General features: G+C 70.4%; 15 protein-coding genes and 1 pseudogene. 5 read left to right on the plus strand and 11 right to left on the minus strand.

The window, feature by feature from the left end:
* Both A5622_RS21235 and A5622_RS21240 read right to left on the minus strand, forming a co-directional pair.
* The coding region (locus tag A5622_RS21235) for a beta-ketoacyl synthase N-terminal-like domain-containing protein (RefSeq protein WP_082994653.1) at positions 1-671 on the minus strand (671 nt) is incomplete at its 3' end.
* A 418-nt stretch (positions 672-1,089) separates the two neighbouring features.
* On the minus strand, positions 1,090-1,440 hold the full coding sequence (locus tag A5622_RS21240; RefSeq protein WP_082976126.1) for a hypothetical protein: 351 nt from the start codon (positions 1,438-1,440) through the stop codon (positions 1,090-1,092).
* Between the two features lie 179 nt (positions 1,441-1,619).
* Here A5622_RS21240 and A5622_RS21245 point away from each other — a divergent pair, with 179 nt between their 5' ends.
* Entirely contained in the window at positions 1,620-1,955 is a 336-nt protein-coding gene (locus A5622_RS21245; protein ID WP_007770897.1) for an RNA polymerase-binding protein RbpA, read from the plus strand.
* Here A5622_RS21245 and lnt read toward each other — a convergent pair.
* The 3 genes and pseudogenes from lnt to A5622_RS21265 form a co-directional block, all read right to left on the minus strand.
* Positions 1,933-4,577, minus strand: a pseudogene (gene lnt / locus A5622_RS28565) (apolipoprotein N-acyltransferase). The gene A5622_RS21245 and the pseudogene lnt sit on opposite strands and share 23 nt — an antisense overlap.
* 313 nt (positions 4,578-4,890) lie before the next feature.
* Positions 4,891-6,423, minus strand: coding sequence for an amidohydrolase (locus A5622_RS21260; RefSeq protein WP_082994654.1), 1,533 nt, complete (start codon positions 6,421-6,423; stop codon positions 4,891-4,893).
* Positions 6,424-6,588: 165 nt separating this feature from the next.
* Positions 6,589-7,128: an FxsA family protein gene (locus A5622_RS21265; RefSeq protein WP_066881040.1), complete on the minus strand. Its 540-nt coding sequence runs from the start codon at positions 7,126-7,128 to the stop codon at positions 6,589-6,591.
* Positions 7,129-7,201: 73 nt separating this feature from the next.
* On the opposite strand from A5622_RS21265, the gene A5622_RS21270 reads away from it, so the two are divergent.
* Positions 7,202-7,909, plus strand: a complete 708-nt coding sequence (locus tag A5622_RS21270; RefSeq protein WP_066881042.1) for a dienelactone hydrolase family protein — start codon at positions 7,202-7,204, stop codon at positions 7,907-7,909.
* Between the two features lie 3 nt (positions 7,910-7,912).
* On the opposite strand, the gene A5622_RS21275 is transcribed toward A5622_RS21270, so the two are convergent.
* The 6 genes from A5622_RS21275 to A5622_RS21300 form a co-directional block, all read right to left on the minus strand.
* Positions 7,913-8,776, minus strand: coding sequence for a type 1 glutamine amidotransferase domain-containing protein (locus tag A5622_RS21275; protein WP_066881044.1), 864 nt, complete (start codon positions 8,774-8,776; stop codon positions 7,913-7,915).
* Positions 8,777-8,788: 12 nt separating this feature from the next.
* Complete coding sequence (locus A5622_RS21280; RefSeq protein WP_066867221.1) at positions 8,789-9,178, minus strand: PPOX class F420-dependent oxidoreductase; 390 nt, start codon at positions 9,176-9,178, stop codon at positions 8,789-8,791.
* A 31-nt stretch (positions 9,179-9,209) separates the two neighbouring features.
* Positions 9,210-12,785 carry a cobaltochelatase subunit CobN gene (gene cobN, locus A5622_RS21285; protein WP_066881046.1) on the minus strand — a complete coding sequence of 1,192 codons (3,576 nt, stop codon included), beginning with the start codon at positions 12,783-12,785 and terminating at the stop codon, positions 9,210-9,212.
* Positions 12,786-12,842: 57 nt separating this feature from the next.
* The gene (locus tag A5622_RS21290; protein WP_156749013.1) at positions 12,843-13,517 is read right to left on the minus strand and encodes a S9 family peptidase; all 675 of its coding nucleotides are present in this window, start codon (positions 13,515-13,517) and stop codon (positions 12,843-12,845) included.
* 270 nt (positions 13,518-13,787) lie between these two features.
* Entirely contained in the window at positions 13,788-14,543 is a 756-nt protein-coding gene (locus A5622_RS21295; RefSeq protein WP_066867236.1) for an ABC transporter ATP-binding protein, read from the minus strand.
* A gap of 11 nt (positions 14,544-14,554) precedes the next feature.
* Positions 14,555-15,382, minus strand: coding sequence for an ABC transporter permease (locus tag A5622_RS21300; RefSeq protein WP_066881048.1), 828 nt, complete (start codon positions 15,380-15,382; stop codon positions 14,555-14,557).
* Positions 15,383-15,484: 102 nt separating this feature from the next.
* On the opposite strand from A5622_RS21300, the gene cobG reads away from it, so the two are divergent.
* The 3 genes from cobG to A5622_RS28570 form a co-directional block, all read left to right on the plus strand.
* Positions 15,485-16,579 (plus strand): precorrin-3B synthase, encoded by a 1,095-nt coding sequence (gene cobG, locus A5622_RS21305; protein WP_066881049.1) that lies wholly within the window; start codon positions 15,485-15,487, stop codon positions 16,577-16,579.
* Positions 16,580-16,624: 45 nt separating this feature from the next.
* Positions 16,625-17,251, plus strand: coding sequence for a precorrin-8X methylmutase (locus A5622_RS21310; protein WP_066881051.1), 627 nt, complete (start codon positions 16,625-16,627; stop codon positions 17,249-17,251).
* Positions 17,248-17,416, plus strand: a 169-nt coding sequence (locus A5622_RS28570) for an SAM-dependent methyltransferase (protein WP_231998264.1), incomplete at its 3' end; no start/stop codon positions are given. The genes A5622_RS21310 and A5622_RS28570, both read left to right, overlap by 4 nt.

Below are 17,416 nucleotides of genomic sequence, written 5' to 3' on the forward strand. Positions count from 1 at the left end.
AGGTCGCACTCCCCCGAGCGCAGCGACTGCACGGCCATGTGCAGCGCCACCAACGACGACGAACACGCCGTGTCCACTGACACCGCCGGGCCCTCCAGCCCTAGCACATAGGACACCCGCCCCGAGGCGACACTGGAGGTCATCCCGGTCAGCCGGTAACCCTCGATCTCCTCGGCGAGCATGCCGTAGCCCTGGACGATGAGCCCGGCGAACACGCCGGTGGCGCTGCCGCGCAGCCCGCTGGGGTCAATCCCGGCTCGCTCCAAGGCTTCCCACGACAGTTCGAGCAGCATCCGATGCTGAGGATCCATCGCCAGCGCCTCGCTGGGCGCGATGCCGAAGAAGCCCGGATCGAAGTCCGCGACGCCGTCGACGAAGCCGCCGGTTTTCACGTAGCACTTGTGCCGCGCGTCGGGGTCCGGGTCGTACAGGGCCGCCACGTCCCAGCCGCGGTCGGTGGGAAACTCCGAGATCACGTCGCGGCCGTCGGCGACCATTTGCCACAGCGCCTCCGGGCTGTCCACGCCGCCCGGGAAGCGGCAGGACATACCGACGATCGCGATCGGCTCGTTGGACCGCTCCAGCAGCGCACGGTTGGTGCGCTTCAGGCGCTCAACCTGGACCAGCGCTTTGCGCAGCGCTTCGGTCGCATGCTGGAGTTGATCAACCATCACAAACCTCGCCTAACCTTCGCCTGACGACGTGCGGCCGTCTTCCACCGCCGGATGCGGTTCTCGCCGAGTCACGGAATTTGCTGCACGAGGCGACGCCGTTTCCCGTTCGACCAGCGTCGTGCCGCTCTCCGACCCAAGAATGTTGCTGGTGAGTATGGCCAACTCCGACAGGATTTCAAAACGTCCGCTGCTCCCGACTGCTACGGGAGGACCGGCCTGGACAGTTGCGCCGCGCCGCGCAAAGAAGATGTGACACGAGGTGCCCGGTGTGCTCGCTGGACAGCGGTGCGTTGTAGACATGGCCCGACGTCCATGGCGCGACTGTACCCGGCCGGCCATAGCCGGTGGTCAGGCGCATGTCGGGAAATGTCCCGGTGCGGCGCCAGGCACGGCCGGTCCGGTGCCAACGACGCGGTCACACACCCGCTCGGCGCCAGCCGTCGGCGGCCCTGGCGGCTTGGATCAGGGTTTCGCATAACCGGCGCAGCTCGGTGGCACCGGCGCCTTCGTCCACGGCCGTGGCGACGTCCTCGGCCGCGCAGCGCACCTGGTAGACGCGATCCGACAGGTCGGCCGCTTCGTCGGCCGACAGCACCACCGCGTCCTCGGGGACGGCCGCCGCGCCGTTGCGGTTCAGCGACGCCCGTTGCTCGTACGCCCGCTGCCGGCACGACTGCCGGCAGTATTGGCGACGACGGCCCATTCCCGCGTCGGTGACGTCTCGACCACACCAGCGACAGGGCTGCGGGCGGGTACGGCGGCTCACGCCTGCCGACTTTAGTCGGGTTTTCCCGGCGATCCCGGTATCATGGAAGGTCGCGTCGCGTATGCCGGCTCCGGCCGGGGAACTGCGCAGATGATCGCAGCGTTTGCTAGATGAAGAGTTTGCACTGAACGCAGTAAGGGAGCCGGAGAGCTCCGAGAAGACCTGAAGGAGTAGCAGCCATGGCTGATCGCGTACTGAGAGGCAGTCGCCTCGGGGCCGTGAGCTACGAGACTGACCGTAACCACGACCTGGCTCCGCGTCAGCTCGCGAAGTACCGCACCGAGAACGGCGAGGAGTTCGAGGTTCCCTTCGCCGACGACGCCGAGATCCCCGGCACCTGGCTGTGCCGCAACGGCCTGGAAGGCACCCTGATCGAGGGCGACCTGCCCGAGCCGAAGAAGGTGAAGCCGCCGCGGACGCACTGGGACATGTTGCTGGAGCGCCGCTCCGTCGAGGAGCTCGAAGAGCTGCTCAAGGAGCGCCTCGAGATCATCAAGACCCGCCGTCGCGGCTGAGCCGCCGATTCAGTCGGGGCCGGCCCGCAGGCCGCCGAACTAGCTGCGGTTGTCGGCCCTGCTGGTCCGGGCCCCCGACCGCCGGCCCTGCACACCCCAGCGGGTGACCTTGACCAGGGCCTCGCGGATGTTCGATCCACTCATCTTGGACACGCCGAGCTCGCGCTCGGTGAAGGTGATGGGCACCTCGGTGATGGTGAAGCCGTTGCAGATGGTTCGCCAGGTCAGATCGATCTGGAAGCAGTAGCCCTTGGAGTCGACGCCGTCGAGGTCGATCGCCTCGAGCACTTCGCGGCGGTAGGCGCGGTAGCCGGCGGTGATGTCGTGCACGCCGATGCCGAGCGCCAGGCGGGCATAGGTGTTCGCCGTCCAGGACAACGCCCAGCGCCGCCATGGCCAGTTGCGTACCGTCCCGCCGTCGACGTAGCGCGAGCCGATGGCCAGATCGGCCCCGGCGTCGACGGCGTCCAGCAGGCGGTGCAGCTGCTCGGGCGCGTGGCTGCCGTCGGCGTCCATCTCGACCAGCACCGAGTAGTCACGGCTCAAACCCCAGGCGAAGCCCGCCAAATACGCCGCGCCCAGGCCGTCCTTGGCGGTGCGGTGCATGACGTGCGTGCGTCCCGCATCGCCGGCCGCCAGCTCCTCGGCGAGCTGGCCGGTGCCGTCGGGGCTGCTGTCGTCCACCACGAGCAGGTGCACGTGCGGGCACGCCTCTTTGAGCCGCCGGTGGATCACCGGAAGGTTCTCCAGCTCGTTGTAGGTGGGGATGATCACCAAGACGCGCTGGCTGGGGCGGTTGCCCGGAACCTGGGGCGCCGGCTGGCCGGTGGTCATGTAGCTCCTCTGTGTCGCCCGAATTCGAAAAGCCGGCCGTCCTGGTCGGACGGAGGGTGGTCAGTCGCCGTCGTCTGCCGGCGTGCGGTCCCGGGGGTCGGGCGCAGTGTCCGGGTCGTGCTCGTCGGGCGGGGGGTCGCCCGGGGTGGCACCGGCCCCTGTCGATCGACGTGTGGACCGCAGACGTGTCGAACGCGGGAACCATCCATTCTGCCGTATCCCGGCCAGAATGACCGCCCCGGCCGCCAGGACCATGGCCCATTGCAGCAGCGGTCCCCAGCGAGTGGCCGGCGTCAGCCTGGTCTTGAGGCGCACCTGCATGTCCAGATACGCGGGCTGGAAGAAGTCGGTGCGCGCCAACTCGCCGCCGTCGGGGGCGAGGACGGCGCTGATTCCGGTGGTGCCGGCCACCACCACGTACCGGTCGTGTTCGACGGCCCGGACCTTGGCGAATGCCAGCTGCTGCTCGCTCATCCTCTTGTTGAAGGTGGCGTTGTTGGCCGGTACGGCCAGCAGTTGGGCACCGCCGAGCACCGCTTGTCGCGGCACCCGGTCGAAGATCACTTCCCAACAGGTGGCGACGCCCAGGGGCACCCCTGCGATGTGCACCACATCGGGGCCCCGGCGCGGCACGAAGCTTCCGGCGCGGCCCGCGTAGCCGGACAGGTGCTTGAACAGCCACGGCATCGGCAGGTACTCGCCGAACGGCTGCACGATTTCCTTGTCGTGGCGATCGGCCGGGCCCGTCGCCGGATTCCACACGATCATGGTGTTGGTGTAGTTCGGATCCTGCGGGGGACGCCCCGGCACCTCGAGCACGCTGCCGATCAGGATCGGCGCGCCGATGGCCGCCGCGGCCTGGGATATCTGCAGCGCGGCGTCGCCGTTGACTAGCGGGTCGATGTCCGACGAGTCCTCCGGCCAGATCACGAATTGCGGTTGCGGGGCGGCCCCGGCGCGCACGTCGTCGGCCAGCCGCAGGGTCTCCCGGACGTGGTTGTCCAGCACCGCCCGCCGCTGTTCGTTGAATTCGAAGCCCAGCCGCGGCACGTTGCCCTGCACGGCTGCGACGGTGACCGACGGCTCGCCGCCCGACCCGGTACCGGCGTGGCGCACCTGTGGCCAGACGATGAGCGACGCGAAGAGCACCAGGCAGATGCAGACGCCGGGCACCACCACCGCGGGCGGCGCGGGATCGGGGTGCCCCGGTTCGTCGGTGCCGCCGGCGGGGCGTGCAGCGGGGTGACCGGAGTGCCACCACTTCACGATCTCGAGCGCGATGGCCGTCGCGCTGAAGCCGACCAGCATGATCGCCATGGACAGCAGCGCCACGCCGCCGAGCTGGACCAGCGGCAGGAACGGACCGTGCGTCTGACCGAATGCGACCGAACCCCAGGGAAAGCCGCCGAACGGGACGGCCGACTTGAGCCACTCCTGAGCGGCCCAGATCAGCGCGAACCAGATGGGCCAACCGGGCAGCTGGCGCACGGTGACGGCGCACAGGCCGAACAGGGCGGGAAACAGCGCCGATACGGTGGCCAGCGCGATCCATGGGATGGGCCCGACCAGCAGTCCTACCCACGGCAGCAGCGGCAGGTAGAACGCCAGCCCGAACAGGAACGAGTAACCCAGGCCGCCCGCCGGCGTGGTCGCCGGGTGCGTCAGCGCCCATCCCAGCAATGCGGCGGCCACCACGGCCGCCCACCACCAGTTCAGCGACGGGAAGCTGGCGCAGAACAGCAGGCCGCCCGCGATGGCGCAACTGAGCCGGGTCAGGCGGGGCAGCATGGCGGCCTGGGCGGCGGGCAGCCGCGCGATCACGGCGGCGACCAGCCCGGTCAGCGCGCCGCGCGCCACCGTCCCCAGCCGCTCGGCCAGCGTGGGCCCGGACGGCCCGGGCTCGTCGCCCGGTTCCGATTCCGCGGGGCCCCCGTCACGATCGTCGTCCTCGTGTTCTCCCGGCTCGGGGCGCACGTCGGCGGGCTGGTCGTCGCGGTCCGATTCGGCCTCGTCGCTGATGGGGTCGGTGTCCGGCCGCCGGGGTAGGTCCTGATCGGCCGCATCGGCCTGGTCCGCCGGCTCGTCGCCGCGCGGCCGGTGCCTAACCATGGATGACAGCGCCCCGATGCACCGTCCGCCGGCACCGCGGGAGGGCGTCGCCCGGGCCCAATCGGGGCAGCGCGGGCACCCGGGAACGCGGGTCGGTCGACCAGCGCTGGACCGTGTCGCGCGGGGCGTGCACCTCCAGGTCCCCGGCGTCCCAGATGGCGTAGGAGGCGGGCGCGCCCGGCACCAGCGTGCCCGTCTTCCCGTCGCGGACCCCGGCCGCCCGCCAGCCCCCGCGGGTGGCCGCAGCAAACGCGGCCCGCGCCGAGACCCCGCTGCCGGGAGTGCGGTGATGGATCGCCGCGCGCACGCTCAGCCACGGGTCGAAGCCCGTGACCGGAGCGTCGGAACCTAGCGCGAGGGGCACGCCTTGGGATGCTAACAGCGCAAAGGGGTTGAGCCGACTGCCGCGCTCGGCACCGAGCCGCCGCGCGTACATGCCGTCGGGTCCGCCCCACAGCGCGTCGAAATTGGGCTGCACGCTGGCGATGACCCCCCATCGGCCGAGCTTGACGGCCTGCTCGGCGCTGACCATCTCGACGTGCTCGAGGCGGTGTCCGCAGCGCGCGACGGCGACCGGCCCGAGGTCGGCGACGACACGCTCGAGGGCATCCACCACGGCGGTCACGGCGGCGTCTCCGATGACATGGAATCCCGCGGTGACTTCGGCCTGCGTGCAGGCCCGCAGGTGCGCCTCGGCGGCCTCGGTGTCCAGGTAGCAGGTTCCGGTGCGGTCGGGCGCATCCGTGTAAGGCTCGTGCAGCCAGGCGGTGCGCGACCCCAGCGCCCCGTCGACGAACAGGTCGCCGGCCAGCCCGTGGGCGCCGGTCGCCGCCATCAGCTCGTGCGCCTGCGCGGGGCTGTTCACCGGCTCACCCCAATAACCGATGATCTCGACGCCATGGTCGAGCGCGCGCAACTGCAGCCAATCGTCGATCCCGCCGATGTCGGGTCCGGCGCATTCGTGCACCGCGACGATGCCGGCCGCCGCGGCGGCCCGCAGTGCCGCGGCGCGGGCTTCGGCCAGTTGATCGGCCGTCAGCAGGTCCCGCGCCACGGCGCGCACCCGATGGTGCGCGTCGCCGACTAGCGGCCGCTCGGCGCTGTAACCGGTTGACGCCGGAAGTTCGGCGACCAGCCGCCGCAGGCCCGTCGACGCGAGCGCGGAGTGCACGTCCACGCGGGCCAGGTATGCGGGCCGGCCACCGAGAGCGGCATCGAGGTCGGCGGTGCTGGGCGGGCGGTTCTCGGGCCACGACGTTTCGTCCCAACCATGACCCCACACCGGCCGGCCGGGATGGGCGGCGGCGTAGTCGGCGACCATCCGCAGGCACTCCGCCTGCGACCCGGCGCCGCGCAGGTCCAGCCCGCTGAGCGTCAGCCCGGTGGCGGTGAGATGGATGTGGCTGTCCACGAATCCCGGCGCCACGAAACCGCCGTCGAGGTCTTCGACGACGGCATCGGGGAACATGCGGCGGCCGACCTGGTCGCCGCCCAGCCACGCCACCACGCCGTCGCGGACGGCCATCGCGGTGGCGTCGGGTTGGGCCGGGCTGTGCACCCGACCGTTGACCAGCAGCGTCTGCGGCGCGGGACTCACGGCGGAGCGGGACACAGCCCAAAACTACGTGCGGCGGGTCGCGGGGCCATAACGGTCAGTCGGCGGGTGGGCGGCGTGGTCCGCCGCGGCGGGTCAGCGCGCGTCGAATCCTTGCGGCCGCACCGGCGCCTCGATGTCGCGCACGTCGATGACCTCGCCGTCGATGTAGTCGCCGCGGCCGCGCCCATCGAAATTCCCGGCGGGATACGACGCCGAATGAGCCGATTGAGGTTGTGGACGGAACGCGCCCGCGTAACCGAGTCCGGGTATTTGTCGTTGCAGCTTGCGCACCGCCAGGGCGGTCAGCCCGGGGCCGACGGCCGACCGGACGGGCGGGATGAGCAGCAGCAAGCCCAGCGCCGTGCTGACAAGTCCGGGGACGAGAACGAGCAGCGCGGCCAGGCTGACCAGCGCGCCGTCGCCGGCCGCGGCGCGTTGCTCGGCCAGGCCGGAGCGCAGTCGCCCGATCCGGCGGACGACGTGGGAACCCGCCATCGGGGCGATGAGGCCCCAGCCGAGCAGGACGGTCGCCAGAAGCGCCAGCAGGGTCCAGCCCCATCCGATCGTCGACACCAGCGCGAAGATCGCAGCGAGTTCGATGACGGCGTAGATCAACAGCAGCCGCGACACCATGCCAGACCAACGTCCGCGGACCGCGCCCAAGTTCCCGTGGTGTTCGGCGGTGCGATTGCAGTTAGATGACGCTATGACGACGATTCAGATCGATACCCCCGACGGACCGATCGATGCGTTACTGAGCACGCCGTCGGGGCAAGGACCGTGGCCGGGTGTGGTGGTGATCCACGACGCGATCGGCTACGGGCGAGACAAGCAGTCGATCAACGACCGCATCGCCGCGGCCGGATATCTGGCCGTCACCCCGAACCTGTATGCCCGCGGTGGCCGCATCCGCTGCATCACGCGCGTCATGAAGGAGCTGCAGACGCAGCGCGGCCGCGCCCTGGACGACATTCTGGCCGCGCGGAACCACCTGCAGGCCATGCCGGAGTGCTCCGGGCAGGTCGGTGTCGCGGGCTTCTGCATGGGCGGCCAGTTTGCTCTTGTCATGTCTCCCAAGGGTTTCGGCGCTTCCGCACCGTTCTACGGCACTCCCCTGCCGCGCAACCTCGACAAGACGCTGGACGGCGCGTGCCCGGTGGTGGCGAGCTTCGGCGGCCGGGATCCGCTGGGGCGGGGTGCGCCCGAAAAGCTGAACAAGGCGATCGCCGCCAAGAACATCACCGCCGATGTAAAGACCTACCCCGGCGCCGGGCACAGCTTCGCCAACGAGCTGCCCGGCCAACCGCTGCTTCGCATCGCGGGATTCGGCTACGACCGCGACGCCACCGAAGACTCGTGGCGCCGGGTGTTCGCATTCTTCGGCGAGCATCTGGGCACGGGCGCCGCGACGTAGCCGTCAGCGGGCCGCGGTGAGCTTCTGCGACAAGACCGTGGCGAACGTGTGGGTGTCGCCGGGCCAGCGCGCCGACACATAGTCCCCGTCGTCGACGACGAAAGCGGCCCGCGAGTCGGTCGGCGTGTCGCGCAGCAGTCCCGAGGTCTTGCGCCGCCAGTTCGGCGATCCGCGGGAGACGTCCCGGAAATCGGACGGATCTTCAAGTGCCCGTGTGACTTCGGCCTGCACCGACATGTAGCCGTCGGCTTGGCCCGGGTCCTCGGTATACGTCCGGTAATAGTTGCGATCCCAGAACCGGGTGAACCGGGTGAGCCGCCAGGCCAACCGCTCCATTGCCCACGTCAGCGCCGTCGTCTTGCGCCCGTGAAGGACCGAGCGACCGGTGCCGGGATCGACGCTGCGCGCGGCCAGCAGCACACCGTGACAGATGGCGCCCACCACCAGTCCGCGGGCGAACGCCGCCACGACGAGCCGGTGCAGAATGTCGCTGTCGATGTAGCTGCGCATCCCGCGCGCACGGTGCCCGCCCGGCAACACCAGCGCATCGACACCGTCGAGGGTGGCCTGAGACCAGGCAATGGGGCGCTGAAACTCATTGCAGCGCAACATATCCCGATAGGCATCGCGCCCCGCCCTATCGGCGCGCAACGCCAGCCCGATCAGCGCGACGGCGCCCAGCACCGGCAGCGCGGACCAGAGGTCCAGTCCACGCCCCGTCAGCATGATGTCGTCGGCCTCCCCGGGCATGCCGGTTTCGGTCGCGAAGACCACCCGGTGGCCGCTCCGGGTCAGCACCTTCCAGGTGACGGCGACCTCGGTGGGGTCGAAGTCGCGGTCCGGGATCGGGATCAGCACCGTAGCCATGACGCCGTGGTTTCAGGCCACCTTCAGCTCGAGGCCGACATTGTTGTCCATGCCGCCGCGTAGCTTGCTGACGAAGTTGAACACCTTGCCGACGATGCCGTAACGCTTGCCGATCGCGTCGTAGACGGCGGCCGTTTCCGACTTGTCCAGGATGGCCGCGGTTCCCTCGACGGCCTCGCTGGTGGGGCGACCGTTCATGGTGCAGGTGGCCAGCGTGACCCGCGGGGTGTTGCGGATTCGCTTGACCTTCCACGACTTTTCCTGCGTGATGACCAGAAGCCGGTCTCCGCGCTGCTTGTCCAGGGCCGCCCAGATCGGCGTCGGCTTGGGTCTGCCGTCCTTGGTGAAGGTGGTCAGCAGGATGTACTGCGTCTTGGCGAGGTCGGCGAAAGTCGGCGTCACGGTGTCAACCTACGCCGCGCCTACGCGGAAGTCAGCCTTCCAGATCGCCCTCGGTTTCCAGCAGCGCCTGCCGCAGCCCGTCCAAGGTCTCCGGCGGCGGCGCCGCCCACATGCCCCGCCCGGCCGCCTCGAGCAGCCGCTCGGCCATGCCGTGCAGCGCCCACGGGTTGGACTCCGACATGAACTTCCGGTTCTCCGGGTCCAGCACGTAGCGCTCGGTGAGCTGTTCGTACATCCAGTCGGCCATCACTCCGGCGGTGGCGTCATAACCGAACAGGTAGTCCACGGTCGCCGCCATCTCGAACGCGCCCTTGTATCCGTGCCGGCGCATCGCCGCCATCCAGCGCGGATTGACCACCCGCGCGCGGAACACCCGGGTGGTCTCCTCCGACAGGGTGCGGGTGCGGATCGCGTCGGGCCGGGTGTTGTCGCCGATGTAGGCGGCCGGCTCCCGGCCGGTCAGCGCGCGCACGGTGGCCACCATCCCGCCGTGGTACTGGAAGTAGTCGTCGGAGTCGGCGATGTCGTGTTCGCGGGTGTCGGTGTTCTTGGCGGCCACCGCGATGCGCCGGTACTGGCGGTTCATGTCGTCGACGGCCTCGCGGCCATCCAGGTCGCGGCCGTAGGCGAAGCCGCCCCACGCGGTGTACACCGCGGCCAAATCGGCGTCGTCCCGCCAGTTGCGGCTGTCAATCAGCTGCAGCAACCCGGCGCCGTAGGTGCCCGGCTTGGATCCGAAAATCCTTGTGGTGGAACGACGTTGATCGCCATGCTGGGCCAGGTCGGCTTGGGCGTGCGCACGTACGTAGTTGTCTTCGGCGGGCTCGTCGAGGTCGGCGACCAGCCGTACCGCGTCATCGAGCATGGTCACGACATGCGGGAAGGCGTCCCGGAAGAAGCCGGAGATGCGGACCGTCACGTCGATGCGCGGGCGGCCCAGCTCGGCTAGCGGAATCGGTGCCAGGTCGACGACGCGCCGCGAGGCGTCGTCCCACACCGGTCGAACGCCCAGTAGGGCAAGGACTTCGGCGATGTCGTCACCGGCGGTGCGCATGGCCGAGGTGCCCCAGACCGACAGCCCGACCGACTGTGGCCACCGCCCGTGGTCGTTGCGGTAGCGGGCGAGCAGCGAATCGGCCAGCGCCACACCGGCTTCCCAGGCCAGCCGGGACGGCACCGCTTTGGGGTCGACGGAGTAGAAGTTGCGGCCGGTGGGCAGCACGTTGACCAGGCCGCGCAGCGGCGAGCCCGACGGGCCGGCCCGGATGAACCGGCCGTCCAGGGCGCGCAGCACCTGCTCGATCTCGGCGGCGGTACCGGCCAGCCGTGGCACCACTTCGGTGGCCGCGAAGCGCAGCACCGCGGCGACTTCGGCATTGTCGGTGATCCGTTCGGCCGCATCGGCCTCCCAGCCCGCCGCCTGTAGCGCGGCAACGAGTTCGCGGGCCACGGCCTCGGTTCGGTCGACCGCGGACCGGTCGTCGGTGCCGTCCTCGGCCAGACCGAGGGCCTGCCGCAGCCCGGGCAGGGTGTGTTCGCCACCGAACAGTTGGCGTGCCCGCAAAATCGCCAGCACCAGGTCCAGTTCGGCCTCCCCCGTGGGCTTTTGGCCCAGGATGTGCAGGCCGTCGCGGATCTGGACGTCCTTGATCTCGCACAGCCAGCCATCGACGTGCAGCAGCATGTCGTCGAAAGAATCTTCCTCGGGACGTTCGGTGAGACCGAGGTCGTGGTCCATCTTCGCGGCCCGCATCAGCGTCCAGATCTGCTGGCGGATGGCGGGCAGCTTGCCGGGATCCAGTGCGGCGACGTTGGCGTGCTCGTCGAGCAGCTGCTCCAAACGCGCGATGTCGCCGTAGGATTCGGCGCGCGCCATCGGCGGGATGAGGTGGTCGACCAGGACGGCGTGCGCGCGCCGTTTGGCCTGGGTGCCCTCGCCGGGATCGTTGACCAGGAACGGGTAGATCATCGGCAGGTTGCCCAGCGCGGCGTCGGGCCCGCAGGCCGCCGACATGCCCAGCGTCTTGCCGGGCAGCCATTCCAGGTTGCCGTGCTTGCCCAGGTGCACCACCGCGTGCGAGCCGAAGCCGGCGTCCAGCCAGTGGTAGGCGGCCAGGTAGTGGTGGCTGGGCGGCAGGTCCGGGTCGTGGTAGATGGCGACGGGGTTCTCCCCGAAACCGCGGGGCGGCTGCACCATCAGCACCAGGTTGTCCGATTGCAGTGCGGCGATCACGATTTCGCCGTCGGGGTCGTTGCTGCGGTCCACGAAGAGATTCCCGGGCGCCGGGCCCCAGTGCTCGGTGACGGCATCGGTGAATTCGGTGGGCAGGGTCGCGAACCATTCACGATAGTCTTTGGCGGACATCCGAATCGGATTTCCGGCCAGCTGCCCTTCGGTGAGCCAGTCGGGGTCCTGTCCGCCCCGCTCGATCAGCGCGTGGATCAGGGCGTCGCCGTCGTTGGCCTCGACGCCGGGCAGCTCACCCACCCGGTAGCCGTGCTCGCGCATCGCCTGCAGCAGCGCCACGGCGCTCGCCGGCGTGTCCAGGCCGACCGCGTTGCCGATCCGGGCGTGCTTGGTCGGATAGGCCGAGAACACCAGGGCGACCCGCTTATCCGCCGGGGCGACGTGCCGCAGCTGTGCGTGCCGCACCGCCAGTCCCGCGACGCGGGCGCAGCGCTCCGCGTCGGCGACATAGGAGATCAGCCCGTCTTCGTCGATTTCCTTGAAGGAGAACGGCACCGTGATAATGCGGCCGTCGAACTCGGGCACCGCGACCTGACTGGCCACGTCGAGCGGGCTCAGGCCGTCATCGTTCTCGCGCCACGAGGCGCGCGGGCTGGTCAGGCACAATCCCTGCAGGATCGGGATATCCAGGGCGGCAAGGTGTTCGACGTTCCAGCTGTCGTCATCCCCGCCGGCGGACACGGTGGCCGGCTTCAGTCCCCCGGCGGCCAGCACGGTGACCACCATGGCGTCGGCGGCACCCAACCGTTGCAGCAGTTCGGGTTCCGCGGTGCGCAGCGACGCGCAGTAGATCGGCATCGGGCGCGCGCCGGCGTCCTCGATGGCCCGACAGAGCGCCTCGACGTAGCCGGTGTTGCCGGCCAGGTGCTGCGCTCGGTAATACAGCACCGCGATCGTCGGGCCGTCAACGTCTTCGGCGTTCGGCCGCGGCAGCTCGCCCCACGTCGGCGTCACGACCGGCGGGGTGAACCCGAACCCGGTCATCAGCACCGTGTCCGACAGGAAGGCGTGCAGCTGGCGCAGGTTGTCGACGCCGCCGTGGGCCAGATAGATGTGCGCCTGCACCGCGATGCCGGCCGCGAGCGTGGACAGGCGGGTCAGCTCGGCGTCGGCGGCCTGCTCGCCGCTGACCAATACCGTGGGCACCCCGCTGGCGATCACCGCGTCGATGCCGCTCTGCCAGGCGCGGTAGCCGCCCAGGATCCGCACCACCACGACGGCGGCGTCGGCCAGCAGGTCGGGCAGTTCGGATTCGGACAGCCGAGACGGGTTGGCCCACCGATAGTTTTTCCCGCTGGAACGGGCGCTGATCAGGTCCGTATCGGAGGTCGACAGCAGCAGGATGGTCGGCTCAGCCACCCATCATTCGTACCGCAACGGGGCGCGCCCGCACCTACTGGGCCGCGACCGCACCGCTCAACCGCCCAGCATCGCCGCGATCCGGTCGGCAACCTGTTGGGCGACGATCCGCGCCGGTCCGTCTTTGGCCGGTTCGTAGCGGTCCGCGAGGGCGTCGTAGTCGGCGCCGGCGATCGAGCCGTGATCGGCCGCCAGCTCTACCAATTCCACCGGCCAGCCCACCCGCTCCAGGCGGGCGGCGAAGTTTCTGCTCGCGTCGACGGGGACGACGTCGTCGTCGACGCCGTGCAGCAACGTGAACGGTGAACCGATTTCGGCGCCGTTCAGGACGTCGGGCAGGGAGGCACCGAAGATCGGATCGGGGACCATGAAGGCTCCGGCGAGGCAAACCGTGTGCGCGGGAGCGAAGTCGAGCCGCGCGGCGTGCAGCGTCACCCCCGCCGCGGCCGCACCACCCATTGACCACCCGACGAGCAGGATGCGCGCGGCGTCGGTGGCGAGGTTGCGGGCGAATTCCAGCGACGCCAACAGGTCCGCGCGCCCGCCGTCGTCGGCATGGGAGTTCCAGTCGGGCGCGACCACCACCGCGGCGCGCCCGGCCAGCATGCCGGCCAGCGGGCCGACGGCCGCGCGGGCATCGGTTTGCGCCCCGTGCCAGAGCAGGATCGTGGATGGTGCCGGTTCGCCGAAGACATCGGCCAGTCGACCCGGGGCGTATTCCAGCGTTCTCACGGGCACCAGGATGCCCATACTGACGCGTGTTCAATCCTTGGAGTCAGGGGCGAGGCCTTGGCGCCGCCTCATTGAATCGGGTGGTCCACCCAGTTGGCAGACCTGCGGGTCGCCACAACGGCCACCGGTGAATTTAATCGCGCTGCGGCCCAATAGTTTTGGGCTACTGCGGGCGCCCAGTGGCGGCGTGGGCCCCAAACCGGCCGTGCGCGAAACACTTCCGGCCGACAGCAATCCGACCGTCGCGGCCAGCGCGGCGAAACCACTTGCTCACAGGCGCACGCCGAGGCGATCCAGCAACTCCGCGCGGTGCTGCTCGGTGTGCGGACCGGGGTCACCGGGCGCGCGGCGCGGATCGTCGACAGTCAGCGTGTGGATGACACGGCCTTCCTCGAGCACCAGCACGCGATCGGCCAGCGCCACCGCTTCGTCGACGTCGTGCGTGATCAGCAGCACCCCGAACCCGTGGCGGCGCCACAGATCCAGTAGCAATGTGTGCATCGTCAACCGGGTCAGCGCGTCGAGCGCGCCGAACGGTTCGTCGAGCAGCAGCAGTCGCGGTTCGGCGACCAGCGCCCGGGCCAGCGAAACGCGTTGCGCCTGACCGCCGGACAGGGTCAGCGGCCAGGCGCCGGCGTGGTCGGCCAGCCCGACGTCGGCCAGCGCGCGCTCGGCGCGCTCCCGCACCTGCTGGCGCGGGAGGCGGCTGCGGGTCAGGCCGTAGCCGACGTTGGTGCGCACGTCGCGCCACGGAAAAAGGCGCGGCTCCTGGAACGCCAGCGCCGGCGCGCCGGACACCACGCGTTGCCCACTGTGATCGCGCGACAGCCCGGCGAGCACCCGCAGGACCGTCGACTTGCCCGAGCCGCTGCGCCCGAGCAGGGCGACGATCTCGCCGCTCTTCACGCGCACCGAAACGTCGTTGAGTACCTGCCGGTTTCCGTACCACTTGTCGACGTTGCGCAGTTCGCCGGCGATGTCGGTCCGCCCGCGGGTGGTGGCGTCCGATTCAGCGGTGAGAGTCAAGCCGGGACCTTTCACTGTCGGTAGCGCAGCGTGCGGCGCTCGATGAGCCGGACGATCGCGTCGGTGATGATGCCGAGCAGGGCGTAGATGGTCAGCCCGAAGATGATGATGTCGATCCGCAGGAAATCGCGGGCATTGTTGATCAGGAAGCCGATTCCCTTGTCGGCGTTGATCTGCTCGGCGACGATCAGCGTCAACCACGCAATGGCCAGCGACTGGCGCAAGCCGACGAGCACCTGCGGCGCGGTGCTGGGCACGATGATCCGGGTGAACCGCTGAGTGAACGAAAAGCCCAGCACCTGAGCGGTTTCCAGCATCTTGGGGTCGACCTGGCGGATCGCCGAAAAGGTGTTGAGGTAGAGCGGGAAGACCACGCCCAGCGCGACGAGCAACACCTTGGGCAGCTCGCCGATCCCGAACCACAGGATGAACAGCGGGATCAGCCCCAGGTGCGGCAGCGCCCGGATCATCTGCATGGGCGGGTCCACGGTCGATTCGACCCAGCGGGACAGGCCGACCGCCGCGCCCGCCACGATTCCGATGACCCCGCCCAGCAGCAGCCCCTCGACGACACGGACGGACGAGATGTGCAGCGCGTCGCCGAGCTGCCCGTTGCGGGTCACCTCCACGCCGGCCTCGAGGATCAGCGAGGGGGCCGGCAGCACGTCGGCGGGGATGATGCCTATCGCGCTGCCCAGCTGCCACAGCGCCAACAACGCCAGCGGCGACACGACGCGCACGATTTCCCATTTGCGGCGCGCCCACAGCCCGCTAGCCCCGCCGGCTGGGGCGCCGGCCGGCTTGCTCGAGGCAGCATCGAGCGCGGTGGCAATGCTCACTGTGCCGACGCTAAGGCGCGGACGGGGGCCCGGGTAAGGGTTTACGTCTGGCTGAAGGCAATCCCGACCGGCGTGTGACGCTCGGGGCCGTACCGTGGACGGGTGGCCAGGACGCGCGACACCGACGCATGCCCGGGTGCGCTGCAGGTGCACCAGGCGGCCGACGGTGCGCTGGCCCGGATCCGGCTACCCGGCGGCATGATCACCGCCGCCCAACTGGCCGCGCTGGCCGCCGTCTCCACCGCATCGGGTTCGGGAACGCTCGAGCTGACCGCTCGGGGCAATGTGCAGTTGCGTGGGCTGACCGACGTCCAAGCGGTCGGCGAGACGCTCGCCGCCGCGGGGCTGTTGCCGTCGACGACGCACGAGCGGGTCCGCAATATCGTCGCCTCACCGCTGTCCGGACGCTCCGGCGGCCATCTCGATGTCCGGCGCTGGGTCGGCGAACTCGACGCCGCGATCTGCGGCAAGCCCCGGCTCGCCGAGCTGGGCGGTCGATTCTGGTTCGGCCTGGACGACGGGCGGGCCGACGTCTCCGGGCTGCGCGCCGACGTGGGCGTGCACGCCTTTCCCAACGGCTGCGCGCTGCTGCTGGCCGGACGCGACACCGGTGTCCGGCTGGCGCACGACGAGGTGATCGACACGCTCGTCGCGCTCGCGATGCGGTTCCTCGATATTCGCGAAACCGCTTGGCGCGTCCAGGAATTGGACGACCTACGACGACTGGTGCCCGGTGCCGAGCCGCGCGCCCCCTCGTTCCCGGCCGTCACCAAGGCGCCGGTGGGCTGGATCGGCCAGGACGACGGCCGGGTGACGCTGGGCGCCGCGGTGCCGCTCGGCGTGCTGCCGGCGCGCGTCGCGGACTACCTGGCGGCGATCGAGGCGCCGCTGGTGATCACGCCGTGGCGCTCGGTGCTGGTGTGCGATCTTGCCGAAGAGGTCGCCGACGTCGCGCTGCGCGTCCTGGCGCCCTTGGGCCTGGTGTTCGACGAGAACTCGCCTTGGCTGAGCGTCAGCGCCTGCACCGGCAGCCCCGGCTGCGCGCGGTCGGCCGCCGATGTGCGGGCCGACGCCGCGCGGTCGCTGGATCCCGATTCGGGGGTGCACCGTCACTTCGTCGGCTGCGACCGGGCGTGTGGCAGTCCGCTCACCGGTGACGTGCTGGTGGCCACCTCGGACGGATACCGGCGCCTGTAGCCGGGTGCGGCGGGTCACCACGCGGGAGAGCCTTAAAGTGGGCGGGTGCTCGACTACATCCGCGACGCGGCGGAGATCTATCGCCAGTCGTTCGCGACGATCCGCGCCGAAGCCGATCTGGCGCGATTCCCCGCCGATGTGGCACGGGTGGTGGTCCGGCTGATCCACACCTGCGGGCAGGTCGACGTGGCCGAGCACGTCGCGTTCACCGACGACGTCGTCGACCGGGTCGGCGCCGCCCTACGCGGCGGCGCTCCCGTGCTGTGCGATTCGTCGATGGTGGCCGCCGGCATCACCGCGGCGCGATTGCCGGCCGACAACCAGGTGGTGTCCCTGGTGGCCGATCCCCGGGCGGCCGAGTTGGCCGCGCGCCGGCAGACCACTCGTTCGGCGGCCGGCGTGGAGCTGTGGGCGGACCGGCTGCCCGGCGCGGTGCTGGCCATCGGCAACGCCCCGACCGCGCTGTTCCGGCTGCTCGAGCTGATCGACGACGGGCTGGCCCCACCGGCCGGGGTGTTGGGCGGACCGGTGGGTTTCGTCGGGTCGGCGCAGTCCAAGCAGGAGCTCATCGCCAACCCCCGCGGGACGTCGTATCTGGTGGTGCGGGGCCGCCGGGGCGGCAGCGCCATGGCGGCCGCGGCCGTCAACGCGATCGCGAGCGACCGCGAGTGACCGCGGCGGGCACCGCGCAAAGCGCCGACCGGGGGACACTGTGGGGCGTCGGGCTGGGGCCCGGTGACCCGGAATTGGTGACCGTCAAGGCCGCCCGGGTGATCGGCGAGGCCGACGTGGTGGCCTACCACAGCGCCCGGCACGGCCGCAGCATCGCGCGCGGCA

The sequence above is a fragment of the Mycobacterium sp. 1245801.1 genome (genome assembly GCF_001673055.1).
Taxonomy (GTDB): domain Bacteria; phylum Actinomycetota; class Actinomycetes; order Mycobacteriales; family Mycobacteriaceae; genus Mycobacterium; species Mycobacterium europaeum_A.